The following is a 19326-nucleotide window of genomic DNA, read 5'->3' as shown; positions in this document are numbered from 1 at the left end:
CAGTGTGTCGCGCCGATTTGCTGATAGTTGGCTCTAGCATCTGTGCCGATGTCAACTCGGGTCCTCACCATGCTGATCGCCGCCGCGGTGTCGATTGCCGCCGCCGGATGCGCGTCGCGGCCGCAGGGTCCGGCGCAGGCCGCCGACGCCTTCCTGTCCGCCTTCGCCGACCATGACGTGCAGGCCGCCGCCGATCTCACCAACCAGCCCGAAAAGGCCGGTGCCGCACTGACTTCCGCCTGGGACAACCTGCAGGCCGAACAGCTCACCGCGCAGCTCGGCGACGCCCGCGTCACCGGCGACACCGCCACCGTCGACTACACCTACGAATGGCGGCTGCCCAAGGAACGCGTCTGGAAATACACCGGCCAGCTCCAGATGGGCCGCAGCGACGGCCGCTGGTCGGTGCGCTGGACCTCGGCGAACATCCATCCGCGCCTGGGCAATACGCAAACGATGCAGTTGCGCGCCACCGCCGCCCCCAAGGCGCGCGTGAACGAACGCTCCGGCAGCGACGTGCTGGTGCCCGGCACCGTGTACCGGGTGCTGTTCAAATCCGGTGCGGCCTCCTCGGATCCGGCCGCCGTCGCGACCGCGCTGGCCACCCAGCTGCAGCGGTTCGATGAGAAGTTCACCGCCGAGGCGATCCTCGCCGCAGCCCGCAAGGCCGAGGGCGGGGTGTATCAGGTCGCCATCCTGTCGGAGTTCGAATACGAGCAGGTGGGTTCCGAACTGCTGGGCCTGCCCGGCGTGACCTTCACCAAGCAGTGGGACATGGTCCCCACCGACCGGCATTTCGCCCCCGACCTCATGACCCAGGTCCGCAAGACCGTTATCGACGAGGTGGACGGCCGCGCCGGGTGGAGTGTGGTCACCGTCAATTCCAATGGCGCGGATACCGATGTGCTGATGGAGGTCGATCCGCAAGCCGCCCCGTCGTTTTCGCTGAGTATCGACCGCTATGTGCAGAATGCCGCCCAGCGCGCCGTGGACCTGCGCGAGGAGCAGGCCATGATGGTGGTCATCCAGCCGTCCACGGGCGCGGTCCTGGCCATCGCCCAGAACGAGGCGGCCGATGCCGACGGCCCGGTGGCGGCCGCGGGCATGTATCCGCCGGGCTCGATCTTCAAGACGGTGACGGCCGCCGCGGCCATGACCGCCGGCCGCGCCACGCCCGATACGGTCGTGCCCTGTCCGAGCCGGATCGTGGTGGGGGAGCGGACCATTCCGAATTACAACCTCTTCACCGTCGGTGACGTCCCCATGGCGACGGCCTATGAGCGCTCCTGCAACACCGCCTTCGCCAAGATCGCCTCCGAGCTGGGCGGCACGGACCTGGGTACGGCGGCCGCCGCGCTGGGTATCGGCCCGGACTACGCGGTGGCGGGTCTGCCGACCGTCTCGGGCTCGGTCCCGCGTGACGACGAGCTCGTGCAGCGCGCCGAGGACGGCATCGGTCAGGGCCGGGTGCTGGTGAGCCCGTTCGGCTCGGCGCTGATGGCGGCCACGGTGGCCAATGGCTCGACCCCGGTGCCGTATCTCATCTCCGGTCACCCAACCGAGGTGTCGGGTGCGCGCACGACGCTGTCCCCGCAGGTGGTGGATGGGTTGCGCGCGATGATGCGCAAGGTGGTGCTCGGCGGAACCGCGGAACGCATCCGCGATCAGGGCGAGGTCTACGGCAAGACCGGTGAGGCCGAGGTGGAGGGTGGTTCGCACGCCTGGTTCGTGGGTTACCGCGGGGATATGGCGTTCGCGACGCTGGTGGTGCGCGGCGGCAGTTCCGACAATGCGGTGGCGGTGACCAGGGATATGCTCACGGCGCTGCCCGCAGGCTATTGAGCGCTGCGCGGGTGCCGGTATTCGAACGGTGGAACGAGGTCCCCGGGCTCAGCGCGCGCTGCGCAGGCAGGCCGCCTGGGTGATCTCGCCGTGGATGTCCTGGGCCACGAACCGTTGCTGCGCCAGGGTTTTGACCGGGGGAACGCTGGTGGAGTGGTCGCCGAGGGCTTCGGTGACGGCGGCGCCCGCGAGGATCATGCCCGCGGTGGTGATCATCAAAAGGGCCGAACGCTTCATGTCGCACTCCCTTGTTCGGGGATGAGTTGAGGACATCCGAACGGTCTGTTTCGGATAGCCGGTGCTCATTAGGGTTGGCTGAATGTTTGCCAACGCAAGGAACGTTAATCCGGCTCTTATGTCCGAGGCAACCCCCTCGAGTGACTCAGCACACTTTCGACACCAGAGTGGTACTGGTCACGAATGGGAAAAATGGTGCGAATCGGGCGTCAGTTCTCGCGGTGCAGCGTGGCCGCGAGATGATGCTGCAGCGGTTGCTCGACCGCCGCCATCCGCAGCGTGTACCCGAGCGTGTCGCCCGCGAGTTCGAAGGTGCGCCCGAGCGCCGTCACCGACTTGGCGGTGCTGGACCGCCCGATCGAGGTCGAGTCCAGTTCGATTCGCAGCCCGTTGTTTTCGGTGACGAGCTTGCCCTCGCAGATCTCGGTGATGCCGGTGGGATGCGCGAGGATCAACTCGACCCGATCGCCGCCGATGGCCCGCAGGTATCCGGTCTCCGAATGCATGGGCCGGCTGCCGTCGGCCGCGCGGGTGCGCTGCCGATAGGTGAGGAATGGGCGGCCGACATGCCCGAAGTGCACTTCCTCCAGGTAGTCGAAGGATTCGATGGTCGGATACTCCCCTTGCCCGCGGCCACGCCAGGTGCCCAGCAGTGGCGCGAGGTGAGCGATGTCCGGGTGGGGCGCGACGGGCGTGTGGGGTTCGAGCACGGCGGCCAGCATAATGCGCTCGTCGTGATCCGGCGGCCGGTCGACGCGCCGGGACACGACTATTTACGGAAAGGGGGCTGGATCCGGAGATTGCCTGCGCCCGTTGCGGGTAAAAGATCAGGTTCAGCGGCGGCTGGCCCGCTTGTAGCCGTATGCCGCGGGCACCGCGAACAGCACGATCAGCCCGACGGACCAGGCGATGGTGCGCAGCAGCGGTCCGGTCAGCGCGCCTTCCTCCGACAGCGCCCGCATAGTGTCCACCGCGACCGACATGGGCTGCCACTGCACCACCGGCTGAATCCAGTCCGGATACGCCTCCAGCGGCACGAATCCGGTGCTGAAGAACATGAGCAGTGAGGTGAGGATCGCGATGGCCTCCACCAGCGTGGATTTGGCGGAGAACACCGCGATGGCGGTCACCATGGTGGCGAAGGCCAGCCCGAACAGCACCGGGATCAACAGGAACGCGGCCGCGGCCAGCGGGCCCTGCTGGAACCGGAATCCGAGCAGCGTCGCGAACAGCACGATCACCACCGTGCCGCCGAAGATCCGGATGCCCTCGGCGAGAATCCGGGCGGCGAGCCCGGATCCGCGGTGCACGGGCAGCACCCAGAACCGCGCCAGCAGTCCGGCATCGCGTTCCCGTCCGAGCATGACGCCGCTGGCCACGGTTCCCGAGAGCGCGCCGACGAGCGCCACCATGGGCACCGATCCGTAGAGCGCGTTGCGCTGGGTGAATCGTTCGATGGCCCCGCCCACCACGATGTCGAGCATGAGCAGCAGCAGGCACGGCACGATCAGCGTCTCCAGCAGCGTGATCGGATCGCGCACCCATCGGGTCAGCAGCCGCATGGTCTGAATCCAGGTGTGCCGCACCAGGGCCAGCGGCGAGCCCTCGGCGGTGACGATGGTGTCGGCGGCGTCGACGCGCTGGTCGATGGCGGTCATGTCACGACCTCTTCATATTCAGCCGGTAGGTGAAGAACAGCGACACCACGATGATGGCGGCGGCCCACAGCAGCGGTGGCGTCATGAGCGCCCAGGTCACCTCGGAGACCTGACTGGGTTTGCCGTTGAACAGGGTCTTGTCGCCGCCGAGCGCGCGCAGGCCGTCCGCGAACTGCGAGACCGGTTGATTGCGCACGAACGGCTGCACCCAGCTCGGGAACTGCTTCACCGGTGACAGACCGGTGGAGAGCATGCCGAGGATGAGCGGCGGCAGCACCAGCATCTGGGTGGTGGCCTCCGGGCTCTTGGTGACCGTGCCGATCACGTCCGCGCCGAGGTTGAAGGCGAGGGCGATGAGCATGCCCAGGCCGATGAAGCCGAGGGTGTGCGACCAGCTGCCGTGGAAGCGGAAGCCGATGACGTGCACCGAGACCAGCGCCGACACCATGGCCACCGACGCGCGAAACACGTTGGCGGCCATGCGCGCCGCCGTCGGCACCAGCGGATGCATGGGCATGGCGTCGAAGCGGCGGTCCAGGCCCGACACCTCGTCGGTGGCCGAGCGGAAGGCCGCGGAGATGGCGGTGAACGCCGCCGCCTGCAGGATCACGATCGGCGCCATGAACTGCGCGTAACTGCTGAATCCCGTGCCGGAGAACGACATCACGCGGTTCAACGGGATGTAGAAGCTGATGGTGAAGGTGGCCGGGGCGAGGACGGCGGTGAGGATCTCACCGGTGGTCACCGACGGCACGATGAGCCGCACGGTGAGCACCCACCACTGCTGCAGGGTGGACTGGGTGGCGCGGGTGCTGGTGAGCCAGGCGTCGGCCGGGGCGGCGGTGGCGGTCACGACCGGTCCTTTCTCGCCGCGGCCTCCACCTGGTGGCCGTTGGGTTCCGGCTTCTCGGTCATATGGCCGGTGAGGGAAAGGAATACGTCGTCCAGGGAGGGACGGCGCAGGGCGATGTCCACCAATTCCATTCCGGTGGCGTCCAATCGGCGTAGCGCCTCGGCGAGCGTCTTCGCGCCCTCCGGCGCCGGGATGGCGATGCGATCCGAATCCGCGTTCAGCACATCGCGTGTCGCGGCGGGCAGTAGATCGCCGAGCGCGAGCGCGATGGCGGGCAGGTCGGCGGTGCGCAGCGGCACCACCTCGCAGTAGCTGCCGCCGGTGCGGGCCTTGAGTTCGTCGGCGGTGCCGTCGGCGATGACCACGCCGTGGTCGATCACGATGATGCGATCACACAGCGCGTCGGCCTCTTCCAGATACTGCGTGGTGAGCAGCGTGGTGATGCCGTGCTTGCGGAAGCCGCCCACCAGATCCCAGACCCCTTGGCGGCTACGGGGATCCAGGCCCGTGGTGGGTTCGTCGAGGAACACCACCTCGGGCCGCACCACCAGCCCGCAGGCGATGTCGATGCGGCGGCGCATACCGCCGGAGTAGGTGCCCACCCGGCGGCCCGCCGCCGCGGTGAGATCGAATTCGCCGATGAGATCGTCGGCGCGGGCCTTGGCGGCGCGTTTGCGCAGCCCCATGAGCCGCCCGAACATCACCAGGTTCTCGTAGCCGCTGAGCGCGTCGTCGAGCGCGGCGAACTGTCCGGTGAGCATGATGCTGCGCCGCACCGCCGCCGGGTCGGCGACCACGTCGTGCCCGGCCACCTGTGCCCGCCCGGCATCGGGGGAGATGAGGGTGGACAGGATGTTGACGGTGGTCGTCTTCCCCGCGCCGTTCGGCCCGAGGATGCCCAGGACCTCGCCCGGCGCGGCCTTGAAATCGATGCCGCGCAAGGCTTTCACGGTTCCGAATGATTTCTCGACGCCTTCGACGACCACGCCGTCCGCGTCCGGTCGTGCGGGGTTGCTGCCGGTTGTCACTGCGTTCCTCCCAGATGTGTGTCGAGGATGCGAGCTATCTCCGCGAGTGCGGTGGGCGCCGTGAGCCCCTCGTGCGTGGCCTCGATGTCGTAATTGGTGATGTCGCCGGTGATCCAGGCCCGCCACGGGGCGGCGCCGAAGATCGCCGGGTCTTCCGCGCCCTGGACCGTGGCGTGGAAATACAGTGCGTCGCCGTGCAATACGGGACGCTGGTAGCCGGTGCGGGTGTCCGCGGAGGCGTTGTAGGACGCCGCCATCCGTTCCAGGGTGTCGGCGTCGACCAGCGAAACCCCGCCCATGCGTTCCCGAATGAGCGCGGCGGCGTCCTCGGCGGTGGCGTCCGGCGGGACGTCGGAGATGCCGAACACCTGACCGAAGGTCGCGATGAACGAACCGGCGGTGAGCTTGTCGATGGTCGCGCCGTCGAGGTCGATGCTGTCCGGATCGAGGAGCGCCAGCACGCCGAGTTCCGCGCCCTGCTCGCGCAGTTTCGCCGCGATGGCGTGTGCGATGAGCCCGCCGAAGGACCAGCCCAGCAGGTGGTACGGGCCTTCCGGGTGCAGCCTGCGGATTTCGCGCACGTAGCGTTCGGCGAAGTCGTCGATGCTGCGGGCGTGCGGTTCGCCGGTCAGGTCCGGGGCCTGGAGACCGTAGATGGGACGTCCGGGGGCGAGCTGTTCGGCCAGGCCCAGGTAGGTCCAGGCGATGCCGGAGGACGGATGGATGCAGAACAGCGCCGGTTCCTGTCCGTCGAGCCGGATCGGCAGCACCACGTCCAGGCCCAGTCCGGGCGGTGCATCCGGTTGTGCCGCAGCCAGTTCGGCTTCGAGCCGAGCCTGTTCCAGCGCGGCCGTGTATGCGGCCTCCTGCGCGGCGGCCTCCTGGGCGTCCGGGGTGTCGGCGAATTCGGCTGCGGCCATGAGGGCTTCGACCCACAACTGCGCGAGCGCGTCGACTTCCTGCCGGGACAGCAGGGTTTCGGGATAGGTGAAACTCGCCTGCAGCCGATCGCCCGCCACCACGGCATTGATCTCGATCTCGGCGTTCACCGGCATCTCCGGATGCTCCCCGGCCGGCAGCTCCCCGAATTCGTCGGTCGGCAGCCAGCCCAGCCCTTCCAGCCCCGCCGGAATGTCCGCGGTCGCATACCGTCCGAGATAGTTGAACCCGATGCGCCCCGGCAGTTTGCGCGGGAAGTGTTGCGCGGTCTCGGCATTCAGATACCGCAGCATCCCGAATCCGATGCCCTTGTCCGGAATCGCCAGCAGCTGATGCTTCACCGCCCGGATGGCCTCACCCATGGCGGGCCCGCCGGTCAGCGCGTCGTCGAGATCCAGTGCGGGCAGATCCAGCCGCACCGGATACAGCGTGGTGAACCACCCGAGCGTCCGCGAAAGATCCGCTCCCGGAACGACTTCCTGCTGCCGCCCGTGCCCTTCGAGCCGGATGAGCACGGAATCCGGTTCCTCGGCGCGATCCGGCGCGCGCCAGTGCGAGACGGCCAGCGCGAGCGAAGCCAGCAGCGCGTCCTCCACGGTCCCGTCGAACAGGCCGGGCAGCGTGGTGAGCAGCGCGTTGGTGACGGTCTCGGACACCTCGACATCCACCGCGCGTACGACGCCCACGCGGTCCACCGCCGGATCGAGCTCCCGCCTGCCGATCAGCGGATCCGGCGTCTGCGCCAGCTCCCGCCAGTAGTCCAGCTCGGCCACTCGCCTGTCACTGTGCGCCTCTTCCCGCAGCGCATGCGCCCACCGGCGCATGGACGTCCCGGTGTCGGCCAGCACCGGGGTGTTCCCACCCGCCAGCTGCGCCCACGCCGCGATCAGATCCGGCACCAGAATCCGCCAGGACACACCATCTGTCACGAGATGGTGCGCCACCAGGATCAATCGCCCGGTGCGAGTGCCCCCGCGCTGTGGGGAACCCGGCCGCGGCGAAGCTCCGGCGTGTTGCGCCGAGCCCGAGCGCTGCGCGGAACCACCGGGTTGCGCGGAGCCGGTGTGCTGTCCGGGGAGCCCGCGCTGGGTGGAACCGGCGTGGTGCGCGGAACCGCCGTGCTGCGCCAGGTTGATGCGCTGGGTCGCACCAGTGCGCTCGCCGAGTGCCACGCGCTGCAACGTTCCGGTGTTGGCCGAACCCAGTCGCTGTGTCGTGGTCGGGAACTGGGGTGTGCCACCGCGTTGTGACGGTCCCGCGTGCACGGGTCGCTCGATCGGATCGAGCCACACCAGCTGCAGTACGGTGCCGGTGGCCGGATCCAGCCGGTCGAGGGCGGCATCCAGTTCCGTGACCGCGAAATCCCGGAGTTCGTCGCGCCCCGCGGCATCGAATTCGATGCGGCGCAGCAGGGAATCGACATCGATCGTGCCCGGCTCCCGGGTTTCCAGCCGCCAGGCGTCGCCCGCGCGATGCAGGCGGGCGCGCAGCATATCGTGTTTGTCCACGACCGCCGCGACGGTGGCGACGACCTGTTCGCGGGTGATGCCGACGGGCATCTCGAGCACGGCGGTTTGTGCGAACCGCCCGAAGTCGCCGCCGCGCTCGGTCATCCACTGCACGATCGGGGTGAGCGGCATGTCGCCCACGCCCCCGCCGGGCAGTTCGTCCAGGACGACGGCCTCGCCCGCCGCGTCGGCCTGGGCGGCCAGTGCGGCCACCGTGCGATGCTCGAACACCTGCAACGGCGACAGCTCGAGGCCGCGCAGCCGCGCCCGCGACACCAGCTGGATCGCGAGGATACTGTCGCCGCCGAGGGCGAAGAACGAGTCGTGGACGCCGACGCGGGTGCGGCCGAGCAGTTCGGCCACGATCTGCGCGAGCACCTTCTCGGTGGGGGTGCTCGGTGCTCGGTATTCGGTTTCGGCCTCGAATACCGGTGCGGGCAGGGCCTTTCGGTCGAGCTTGCCGACGGCGTTGAGCGGGATGGCGTCGAGAACCACGAAGGCCGTCGGCACCATGTAGCCCGGCAGCCGGTCCGCGGCATGCGCCCGAACCGCCGAGACGTCCAGGGCCGCGCCCGGTTGCGGCAGCAGGTAGGCCGCCAGCGCGGTACCGCCGCCGGGCCCCGGAACGCCCAGTGTGACAGCGAACTCCACATTCTCGGCGCGCGCCAGCACGGCGTCGATCTCACCGAGTTCTATGCGCTGGCCGCGCACCTTCACCTGGAAGTCGGTGCGCCCCAGGTATTCCAGGCGCGGTGCGGCGAGGCTGCCCGTCCAGCGGACCAGATCGCCGGTGCGGTACATGCGGTCGCCCGGTGTGCCGTACGGATTGGCGGTGAACCGCCCGGCGGTGAGCGCGCCCCGGTTGTGGTAGCCGCGCGCCAGCGCCGGCCCGGCGAGGTACAGCTCGCCCGCCACACCCATGGGCACCGGCCGCAGCCGGTCGTCCAGCACCAGGGTGGCCCCGCCGCGCAGCGGCCGCCCGATGGTGACCGGGGCGTCCGCGCGCAGCGGTTCGGAAACCGTTGCCCAGATGGTGAATTCGGTAGGACCGTACAGGTTCATGAGCATGCGGCCCTGCGCCCACCGCTGCACCAGTTCCGGTCCGATGGCCTCACCGGCCACGGCCAGCATGCGCACGCTGGTCACTGCGGCCGGATCCATGGTGGCCAGCGCCGAAGGGGTGATCACCATATGCGTGACCTGGTGTGCCGCAATGAGTTCCGAGAGCGCGTCGCCGCCGAACACATCCGGCGGCGCGACGATCGCGGTGCCGCCCGTCCCGAACGCCATGAGCGCTTCGAAGGCCGAGGCGTCGAAACTCGGTGAGGCCACCTGCAATACACGGGCGTATCCGTCCAGTTGCAGCACCTGCCGCTGCGCGGTCACCAGATCGGCGAGTCCGCGATGCGAGACCGCGACGCCCTTGGGCGTCCCGGTCGATCCGGAGGTGTAGATGAGCCAGGCCGGGTGTTCGGGCCGCGGCTCCCGGCGTACCCGCTGCGCGGGCAGTTTCCGGGTGAGCCCCAGCGTCATCGGCTGATGATCGCGCGGCCGGGTCATCAGCCACCGGATGGTGTCGGGCAGCAGCGGCCGATGCTCGTCACCGGTCAGCCCCAGGATCGCCCCGGAGTCGGTGAGCATGTGATCGATGCGATCGAGCGGATGCCGCGGATCGATGGGCAGGAACGCCGCACCGGTCTTGGCCACCGCCCAGATGGCGACCAGCAGTTCGGCGCTGCGGGAAAGCGCCAGCGCCACCACGGTTTCCGGCCGTGCGCCATTGGCGGCCAGCCGATCCGCGAGCCGATCGGAGGCGGCCTCCAGCTCGGCGTAGGTCATGACCCGTCCATCCGCCACGATGGCGGGATGGTTGGGCCGCACCCGCGCGGTGGTGGACAGCAGATACGGCAGCGTCAGCGTCCCCGAATGCCGCGGCCCGCGCACCGGCACCAGCGTGGCGCGTTCGGTGTCGTCCAGCAGGTCGATATCCGAGAGCCGGATGCCCGGATCCGCGGTGACCGCCGCGAGGATCCGCCGCCACCGGGTGAGCAGCAGCATGGCCGTCGCCTCGTCGAACAGATCCGTGGCATAGGTGAGTGTGCCCTCCAGCCCCGTGGGCGCACCGCCCGGCAGCGGTTCCCGCAGTTCCAGACTCAGGTCGAACTGCGAGGTATCCCGTTGCACCGGTTCGACTTCCACCCGCAGTCCGGGCAGTTCCAGCACCGGCGGCGTGAAGTTCTGCAGCGACAGCGACACCTGGAACAGCGGATGGTACGCGGTCGAGCGTGGCGGATCGAGCACCTGGACGAGCCGCTCGAACGGCACGTCCGCATGTGCGAAGGCGTCCAGGTCGGTCGTGCGCACCGCGCCCAGGAAGGTCCGGAAGTCACTGCTCGGATCGACGGGCGTGCGCAGGGCCAGGGTATTGACGAACATGCCGACGAGATCGTCCAGCGCGGCATCTCCGCGCCCGGCGATGGCCGTGCCGATGAGCACATCGGGTGTCCCCGCCAGCCGCGACAGCAGCACGGCCAGCGCCGCGTGCACCACCATGAACAGGCTGGTGTCGGTCTGCTTCGCCAATTCGCCCAGCGCCCGATGGGTTTCGGCGTCCACGGTGAACGGCACGTCGGTGCTGCGCATGGACTGCACGGCCGGCCGGGGCCGGTCGGTGGGCAGTTCCAGGGCGTCCGGCGTGCGGGCCAGCCGCTCGTTCCAGTAGCGGACCTGCTGGGCGGCAAGGGATTCGCTGTCCTGCTCCGCGCCCAGCAGTTCCCGATGCCACATGGCGTAGTCGGCGTACTGCACGCGCAGCGGTTCCCACGCCGGGGCCGCGCCGCCGCTGCGCGCCACGTAGGCCATCATGAGATCGGTGGCCAGCGGCGCCATAGAGGTGCCGTCCGCGCTGATGTGATGCACCACCAGCACCACCACGTGGGTGTGCTCGTCGATGCGGAACAGTCCCGCCCGCAGCGGTGCTTCCCGGGTCAGATCGAATCCGGTCGCGGTCAGTTCCTCGATCCGATCCCGCAGTGCCGCACCGTCTTCGGTGTCGGCGTAGCGCATCTCGGGTGCACCGGCCTCGGCGCCGAGCACGACCTGTCGCGGTCCGTCGGCGTCGGCCGGGTAGATGGTGCGCAGGGTCTCGTGCCGGGTCACCACGTCGATCACGGCCTGGCGCAACGCATCCCGGTCCAGTTCGCCGGTGAGCCGCAGCGCCGCCATGATGTTGTAGGCCGCCGATCCGGTGTCGAGCCGGTTGAGCACCCACATCCGCTGCTGTGCGGGCGACAGCGGCACCCGGTCCGGGCGGATGCGCTGTGCCAGCGCGGGCCGCCCCGGCAGATCGCCGCTGGGCACCACCCGCGCCGACAGCTGCGCCACCGTCGGCGCGTCGAACAGGTCGCGCAGGGCGACGGTCGCCCCGAGCGCCGAATTCACCCGTGCCACCACGCGAGTGGCACTGAGCGAGTTGCCGCCGAGTTCGAAGAACGACCGGTCGATGCTCACCCGATCGGTGCCGAGCACATCCGCGAACACCTGCGCCACCGCGGTCTCCACCGGAGTCCGGGGAGCGAGGTAGCGTTCGTTCAAACTCGCGAAATCCGGTGCGGGCAGGGCATTCCGGTCGAGTTTGCCGACCGGTGTGAGCGGCACGTCGTCGAGTTCGAGGATGTAGCTGGGCACCATGTACCCGGGCAGCGCGGACGCCACCCGATTGCGCAGGCCCTCGGTGTCGAGCGGCTGCCCCGCGATGCCGACCACATAGGACACCAGCACGGTCTGCCCCGAGGGGCCGGGCGCGCCGATGGTGGCGGCGTACTCCACCTGATCGTCGGCCGACAGCACGGCGTCGATCTCACCGAGTTCGATGCGCAGGCCGCGGATCTTGACCTGGAAGTCACTGCGCCCCAGGTATTCCAGCTCCAGTTTCACGCCGTCGCCGGACTTCACCTCGACCCAGCGCACCATGTCGCCGGTGCGGTACATGCGGGTGCCGGGCGCGCCGTACGGGTTGGCGATGAAGCGTCCCGCGGTGAGTGAATACCGGTTGAAGTAGCCGCGCGCCAGCGCGGGCCCGGCGATGTACAGCTCACCGGAGACGCCCAGCGGCACCGGCCGCAACCAGGTGTCGAGCACCATGGCCCCCGCGCCGTCGATCGGCCCGCCGATGGTGATCATCTCCCCGGCGCGCAGTTCACCCGGCCCGGTCGCCCAGACGCTGAATTCGGTTGGCCCGTACAGGTTCACCATGCGCCGCTCGGCCGACCAGGCGGCCACGATCTCGGTGCCGGCGGCCTCACCGGCCACCGCCAGATTGCGCAGATCCGGCAGCCCGTGCGGATTCATGGTGGCCAGTACGGACGGCGTGATCGTCGCGTGGGTGACCCGCTGGTCGCGCAGCAGTTGCTCGAGTTCGCTGCCGCCGTACACATCCGGCGGCGACACGACCAGGCGTCCGCCCGCGCCGTGCGCCATGAGCAGCTCGTGCACGGAAGCGTCGAAGCTGGGGGAGGCCACCTGGAGCGCGCTGGCCGTCGGATCCAGTTCCAGCAGTCGCTGCTGGGAGGACACCAGATTGGACAGACCCCGATGGCTGACCAGCACGGCCTTCGGTTTGCCGGTGGAGCCGGAGGTGTAGATCAGGTACGCGGTCTGCCCGAGCATGATCGGCCCGCCGCGTTCGGCATCGGTGATGGGCGCGTCTGACACGGTCATGACGCGGCGGATGGTGTTGAGGTCGTCGAGCAGCAGCCAGTCGATAGTGCCCGGCAGGTTGTCGCCGACCGCGCACACGGTCACGCCGATGGGCGCCTTGGAGTCGGTGAGAATGTGCTCGATGCGCTCCACCGGATAGTTGGGGTCCAGCGGCAGGAAGGCCGCGCCGGTCTTGGCCAGCGCCCACACCGCCACCACCGATTCCACCGACCGGGTCAGCGCCAGCACCACGAACACCTCGCGGCCGACACCGCGTCCGAGCAGCAGCCGGGCGAAGCGGTTGGACCAGGCGTCGAGGTCGCGGTAGGTCATGGTGAGGGTGCCGGAGGTGATGGCGATCGCCTCCGGATTCACCCGCGCACCGGCCGCGAGGATATCGGGCAGGGTGCGCATGGGCACCGGATCGCCGCCGCGCACCGGCAGCAGCGCCCGGCGTTCGGACGGTTCGCAATGCTGCAGCTGCGCCATGCGGCGGCCGGGATGCCGGGCGATCTGATCCAGCAGGAACAGGAATCGCTCGAGCAGTCGGCGCGCCCCGTCCTCGGGCAGTTGATCGGCCATGAACTTCACCGAGATCCGCAGGCTCTCCGAGCCGTCCGCGTCGCGCTGCGGAATCACCATGAGGTTCAACGGATACGGGGTGGCATCGGTGCCGGAGACATCGAGAATGCGCATCCCGGCGATGTCGAGGGCCTGCGACAGCGTTTCGCGGTCGATCGGATAGGACTCGAAAACGGTGAGGGTGTCGAACAATTCGGGCAGGCCGACCGCCTGATGGATGGCGGCCAGTCCCACATGCTGGTGGTCGAGCAGTTTCGCCTGCTCGGACTGCACCCGCGCCAGCAGATCGGCCACCCGCTCGGCGGGATCGAGTTTCACGCGCACCGGCAGGGTGTTGATGAACAGCCCGACCATGTCCTCGACGCCGGACAGCTGCGGCGGCCGTCCGGAGACGGTGCCGCCGAACACCACGTCGGTGCGGCCGGTGAGCATGGCCAGCAGCAGCGCCCACGCGGCCTGTACGGCGGTGTTCACCGTCGCGCCCGCGGCCCGCACGGTGCCTTCCAGCCGGGTCAGTGCGGCGGCATCGAAATCGATTGTCACCATCCCGGATTCGGTGGATTCGATCCCGGCGAGGCTGGGCACCGCACGGGTCGGCGAATCGACCCCGGCCAGGGCCTCGGTCCAGGCCGCCATGGAGGCGGCGTCGTCCTGCTCCGCCAGCCAGCCCAGGAATTCGCGATACGACGGCACCGGCGTCGCCGGAATGGCCTGCCCGGTCACCGCGGCCAGATATCCGGCCAGCAGTTCCCGCACCACCAGCGGCGTCGACCAACCATCCAGCACCAGATGGTGATTGGTCATCAGCAGCGTGTACGCCTCGGCGTCGGTGCGCACCAGCAGGAACCGCAGCAGCGGCGAGCGCGCCAGATCGAACCGCGTCCCCGCGTCGACGGCGACGAGCCGCTCCAGCTCCCGCTGCCGCTCGGACGGTTCGGCGATCTCGGTGAGATCCACCTCGTGCCAGGGCAGTTCGGCCGCGCCGAGCACCAATTGCACGGGCCCGTCCGGTGTTTCGGTGAACGCGACGCGCAGCACATCGTGGCGCGCCAGCAGCTCCCGCGCGGCGGCGCGCAGCTTGACCGCATCCACCCGCCCGGCCAGGGACAGCCGGGTCTGCACCGTGTACTCGTCGGCGGTATCGGTGTCGTACCGCGCGTGGAACAGCAGCCCGTACTGCAGCGGCGACAGCGGCCACACATCGGTGAGCGCGGAATACTCCCGCTCCCACCCGTCGACCTGCGGCTGCGTCACCGTGACCAGCGAGAAGTCCGACGGCGTATGCCCACCGGACCCGGCGCGGCGGGCATGCTCGGTGATCCCGGCCAGCGCCTGCGCCCACAGCCCCGCGAACTCCCGCACCTGCCGCTCGTCGAGCAGCCGCGACGCGTAGGCCCAGGTGACCTCGAGCCCGGAATCGGTGTGCAGCGCATTGATGTCGATGACGGCTTCCAGCGGCGCGGCATCACCCTGTGTCGCGGTGAAACGACTGGGCAGCCAGGGGGTTTCGCCGCCCTCGGCGTCACCGGCCATTCCGGTGCGCCCCAGGTAGTTGAAACTCAACTGCGGCACCACGGCATTCGCCAGCAGCGGCGCGGTCTCGGGATTCAGGTACCGCAGCATCCCGTACCCGACGCCCTTGTCCGGAAGCGCCCGCAGCTGTTCCTTCACGGCCTTGAGCGCGGCCCCGGCGGCCGGTCCGCCCCGGAACGCGTCCGCGATATCGATCCCGCCCAGATCCAGCGCCACCGGGTACACGCTGGTGAACCATCCGATGGTCCGGGAGATATCGGCTCCCGGCAGGATGGCCTCCTCGCGTCCGTGCCCTTCCAGGGTGAGCAGCGTGCGCTGATCGCCCGCCTGCCGACGCCACCGGCTCGCCGCCAGCGCCAGCGCGGTCAGCAGGGCGTCATCGGCACCGCAGTGGAACCGGTCGGGAACGAGTTCCAAAGCCGCCGAAGTGGTTTCGGCATCGACGACGGTTTCGATCCGCTGCATGGTCGCGGCGGTGTCGACCTTCGGATCCAGCCGTCGGGTATCCAGCGGCGGATCCGGCGTCTCCAGGATCCGTTGCCACAGCGCCAATTCCGAGGATCGGGCGGCGGCCTGCTCGACCTGCGCGTGTGCCCACCGCCGGAAGGAGGTGCCCACCGGCGCGAGCGTTCCGCCCATCCACGCGGTTGCCAGATCCGGCAGCAGAATCCGCCAGGACACACCATCGGTCACCAGATGGTGCAGCACCACCCACAGCAGCGGTCCGCGCCCCGCGCGTTCCAGCACCACGAACCGCGCGACCACCCCCGCGGTCGGATCCAGCTGATCAGCGGCATGCTGCAGCGCTGCCTCGATGGCTGCGCTCGACGCCGTGCTCGCGGCCGGATTCGGATCGGCGGCTGTGCCCGCGTCGACGTCCCCGGGCAGCGTGACGGTGTCGATCAGCGTGGCGGCTCGGGTCGATCCGGCCGGGCTCACCGTCCATTCCCATCCGGATTCGGGCCGGTGCGGCGCGGCGGCCGGATTCGAGCCGTTGCCCTGCTCGGCGCGTGGCTGATGCTCGAGACCGGCGCGCTGCTCTGTGGTGCCGCCGATTCGGCTGGGCGCATCGGAGCCGTCGTGCCGGGTGAGTGTGCTGCGCAGCAGGTCGTGCCGATCGAGCAGGGCCTGTACGGCCCCCGTCAGTGCGCCACGATCCACGTCGGCGGGCAGCGGGATGAGCACCGCCTGGGCGAACCGTTTCCAGCCGTCGCCGTCGTGGTCGAGCATGGCGTGCACGATCGGGGTGAGGGTGATCGGGCCGATCGCGCCGCCGGGGAGTTCCCGCACCACCGGTGCGGAGGCGTCACCCGCCACCGCTGCCAGGGCGGCAACGGTCTTGTGCTCGAACACATCTCGCGCGCGCAGGGCCAGGCCCGCGCTCTTGGCGCGGGCCACCAGCTGGATCGCCACGATACTGTCGCCGCCGAGGGCGAAGAAGTTGTCGTCGGCCCCGACGGACTCCTGGCCGAGGACGTCTTCGAAGAGCCCGGCCAGGATGTGCTCGCGTTCGGTGACGGCGGCGCGGCCGGTGTGCGCGCGGGTGCCGAAGTCCGGTTCCGGAAGGGCGCGCCGGTCCACCTTGCCCGCCGGGGTGAGCGGGAGGGTGTCCAGCACCATGACCGCCGACGGCACCATATGCGCCGGAAGCAGTTGTGCCACCGTGGCTTTCACGGCCTCGGGGTCGACGGCGGCGGCCGGCGCGGCGAGGACGTAGGTCGCCAGCGCGGTCGCCCCGCCGGGCGTGGTCGCGCCGATCGTGATGGCCACTTCGACGCCCGGATGCCGTGCGACGGCCGCGTCCACCTCGCCGAGTTCCACGCGGAAGCCGCGAATCTTGATCTGGGTGTCGTCGCGCCCCGCGAACTCGAGCTCGATGCGCCCGCGCTGGGGCCGCCAGCGCACCAGGTCGCCGGTGCGGTACATGCGCTCGCCGGGTGCGAACGGGTTGGCCACGAAACGCTGTGCGGTCAGGCCGATGCGCTGGTGGTAGCCGCGCGCCAGGCCGTCGCCGTAGAGGTACAGCTCACCGGTGACGCCGGGCGGCACGGGTCGCAGCCACGGGTCCAGCACCACCGCGCTGGTCCCGCGCGACGGCCCGCCGATGGTGACGGGTTCACCCGGGACCAGCGGTGCGCTGAGGGTGGCGGTGACCGTGGTCTCGGTCGGCCCGTACCCGTTGAGGACCGAGCGCCCCGACCACCGGACGGGCAGTTCCGGTGGGCAGGCGTCGCCGCCGACCACGACGGTGCGCAGCCGGGGGAGTTCGGCCGGTTCCAGCGAACCGGCAACGGCGGGAGTCACATTCAGGTGGGTGACCTCGAGGGTGCGCAGCACGCGCGCGAGCTCCTCGCCCGCATAGGCGGCGGGCGGCACCACGGCCACCGTCGCGCCCACCGCGAAGGCCACCAGCAGTTCCTCCACCGAGATGTCGAAGCTCGGCGAAACCGCGTGTGCCATCACGGCATCCGAGCCGACGCCGAAGGCCGCGCCGGATCCTGTGGCCAGGTTGGCGAGCCCGCGATGGGTGACGCCGACGCCCTTGGGCAGGCCGGTGGAGCCGGAGGTGTAGATGAGGTAGGCCAGCTGATCCACTCGCATCGGCGCGGACCGGTCGGCCTCGGTGACCGCCGCGGAAGACGCTGCCGCCATGGCCTTTTCGGTGGCCGGGTCGTCCAGGACGTGCCACCGCACCCGGTCCGGCAACCCCGACCGGGATCCGGCCACGGTCACCCCGGCCACCACCCCGCTGTCGCGGATCATGTGCTCGATGCGGTCGGCCGGATAGCTCGGGTCGATGGGCACGAACGCCGCGCCCGTCTGCGCGACCGCCCACATGGCCAGGACCGACTCCGCCGAGCGGGGAATCGAAATCGCCACGGTGCGTTCGGGTCCCGCGCCGACGGCGATCAGCACCCGGGCCAGCCGATTGCAGTAGCCGGTGAGCTCGCGGTAGGTGAACGCGGTCCCGTCGGCGCGCAGGGCGATGGCCGACGGGTCGCGCGCGGCGCCGTCCGAGAGGATCTCGGGCAGCGTCCGGGGCAGGGTCCCCTTGCGACCCTGTGCCGGAACCAGTTGTGCGCGTTCGTCTTCGGCCAGCGCCGCCACCGAGGATAGCGGCGTCGCGCCGCCCTCGGCGAGGAATCGGTGCAGGAAGTCCAGGAACCGGGCGTGCAGGGTGGCCAGTTCGGCTGCCCCGTACCGGTTCGGATTCGCCTGGAAGTCGATATGGGTCTGCTCGCCGCCCACACCCGGGTACACATTGACGAACAGGTCGTCGATGAGTCCCGAGGTGAGTACGTTCAGCCGTCCGGTCACCCCGCCCAGGCGGATGCGCGTATCGGCGAGCATGAGGTTGACCGTCGGCCCGAACCCGGCCACCTCGTCCATGGCCCAGCCGAGGTCGCGGATGATGTCCTCCTGCCGGTACCGCTGGCGGCGCAGCGCCGCCGTCAATTCCCCCTGGGTGGCCTTGATCAAGTCGCCCACCGTGGCGGTCGGTGTCGGCCGCAGCCGCAGCGGCACCACATTGGCGAGCATGCCGCCGGAGCGGCGCAGCACCGCGGTGGTGCGCCCGGATACCGGCAGGCTCAGCACGATCTCGCCGCTGCCGGTCATGGCGCCGACGAACGCGGCGAAGGCGGCCACCACGACGGGGGCCGCGCTGGTGGACAGTTCCGCGGTGAGCGAATCCAGCAGCGCCGCAGTCGAATCCGGCAGCGCGCCGCTACGCAGGCGCGGGTGGGCGTCCACCGCGCCGATATGCCTGCCCAGGTACACCGGCTCGGCCATCCCGGCCAGATGCTCTTTCCAGTACTCGCGGTCGGCCTGCAACCTATCCGAATCACGGTATGCCGCATCGGCTTCCACGATCTTCTGCAGCGGCTCGGCCTTGCCCGGCGGGATCTCCCGCCCGGCGTACGCGGCGTTGTACAGCTCCCCGGTGCGCTGCAGCATGGTGAGCGCGCCGACCCCGTCCAGCAGGATGTGGTGGAACCGCGAATACCAGTACCACCGGTCCGGCCCCACCCGCAGCATGGCGACCTGGCACAGCCGGTCGCTCGTCATATCGAGGGGCGCGGTGTATTCCGCGCGCATCCAGGTCTGTGCGGCGGCCTCGGGATCGGGTTCGCCGCTCAGGTCGATGGTGTGGATGGTGTCGTCGAGGGTGGTGTCCACCACCTGCCAGGGCAGCTCGTCGATCTCGAGCAGTCGCAGGTAGCCGGTGCCGAATTCGCGTCCGGCCTGGCGGGCCGCGTCGGCCAGCAGTTCGACGTCCACGGCGCCGGAGAGTTCCACGTACTGGGCGATGGAGACCGGGGTGTCACCGGCGAGATGCTGTGCGAACCAGATGCCGCGCTGCGCGGCGGAGAGCGCGAAGGCTTCGGGTGGCAGCGCGGGGGACTGGGGCTGGGCAGAGCTGGACAGAGCAGAGCTGAAAGCCATCG

Annotated in this window: 7 protein-coding genes; 1 reads left to right on the top strand and 6 read right to left on the bottom strand. The window is 69.8% G+C overall.

What is annotated here, in order from left to right; all coding sequences use genetic code 11:
• Positions 1 to 48 precede the first annotated feature (48 nt).
• A complete protein-coding gene (locus JK358_RS32005; protein ID WP_201954920.1) occupies positions 49 to 1842 on the top strand; it encodes a penicillin-binding transpeptidase domain-containing protein in 1794 nt (597 codons plus the stop codon).
• Positions 1843 to 1890: 48 nt separating this feature from the next.
• Here the strand turns inward: JK358_RS32005 and JK358_RS32000 are convergent, their stop codons facing one another.
• From JK358_RS32000 to JK358_RS39565, 6 genes are all read right to left on the bottom strand, one after another.
• Positions 1891 to 2079, bottom strand: a complete 189-nt coding sequence (locus JK358_RS32000; protein WP_201954919.1) for a hypothetical protein — start codon at positions 2077 to 2079, stop codon at positions 1891 to 1893.
• A gap of 209 nt (positions 2080 to 2288) precedes the next feature.
• On the bottom strand, positions 2289 to 2801 hold the full coding sequence (locus JK358_RS31995; RefSeq protein ID WP_201955063.1) for a peroxynitrite isomerase: 513 nt from the start codon (positions 2799 to 2801) through the stop codon (positions 2289 to 2291).
• 111 nt (positions 2802 to 2912) lie between these two features.
• Positions 2913 to 3737 carry an ABC transporter permease gene (locus JK358_RS31990; protein ID WP_201954918.1) on the bottom strand — a complete coding sequence of 275 codons (825 nt, stop codon included), beginning with the start codon at positions 3735 to 3737 and terminating at the stop codon, positions 2913 to 2915.
• 1 nt (position 3738) lies between these two features.
• A complete protein-coding gene (locus JK358_RS31985) occupies positions 3739 to 4590 on the bottom strand; it encodes an ABC transporter permease (RefSeq protein WP_201954917.1) in 852 nt (283 codons plus the stop codon).
• Complete coding sequence (locus JK358_RS31980; RefSeq protein WP_307817838.1) at positions 4587 to 5618, bottom strand: ATP-binding cassette domain-containing protein; 1032 nt, start codon at positions 5616 to 5618, stop codon at positions 4587 to 4589. The genes JK358_RS31985 and JK358_RS31980 overlap by 4 nt, the downstream gene beginning before the upstream one ends.
• On the bottom strand, positions 5615 to 19324 hold the full coding sequence (locus JK358_RS39565) for a non-ribosomal peptide synthetase (protein ID WP_232852257.1): 13710 nt from the start codon (positions 19322 to 19324) through the stop codon (positions 5615 to 5617). Before JK358_RS39565 ends, JK358_RS31980 begins: the two co-directional genes overlap by 4 nt.
• Between the last annotated feature and the right edge of the window lie 2 nt (positions 19325 to 19326).

The organism is Nocardia acididurans, assembly GCF_016741815.1.
In the GTDB taxonomy this organism is placed as follows: domain Bacteria; phylum Actinomycetota; class Actinomycetes; order Mycobacteriales; family Mycobacteriaceae; genus Nocardia; species Nocardia acididurans.
This window is presented reverse-complemented; position numbering and strand designations above follow the sequence as displayed.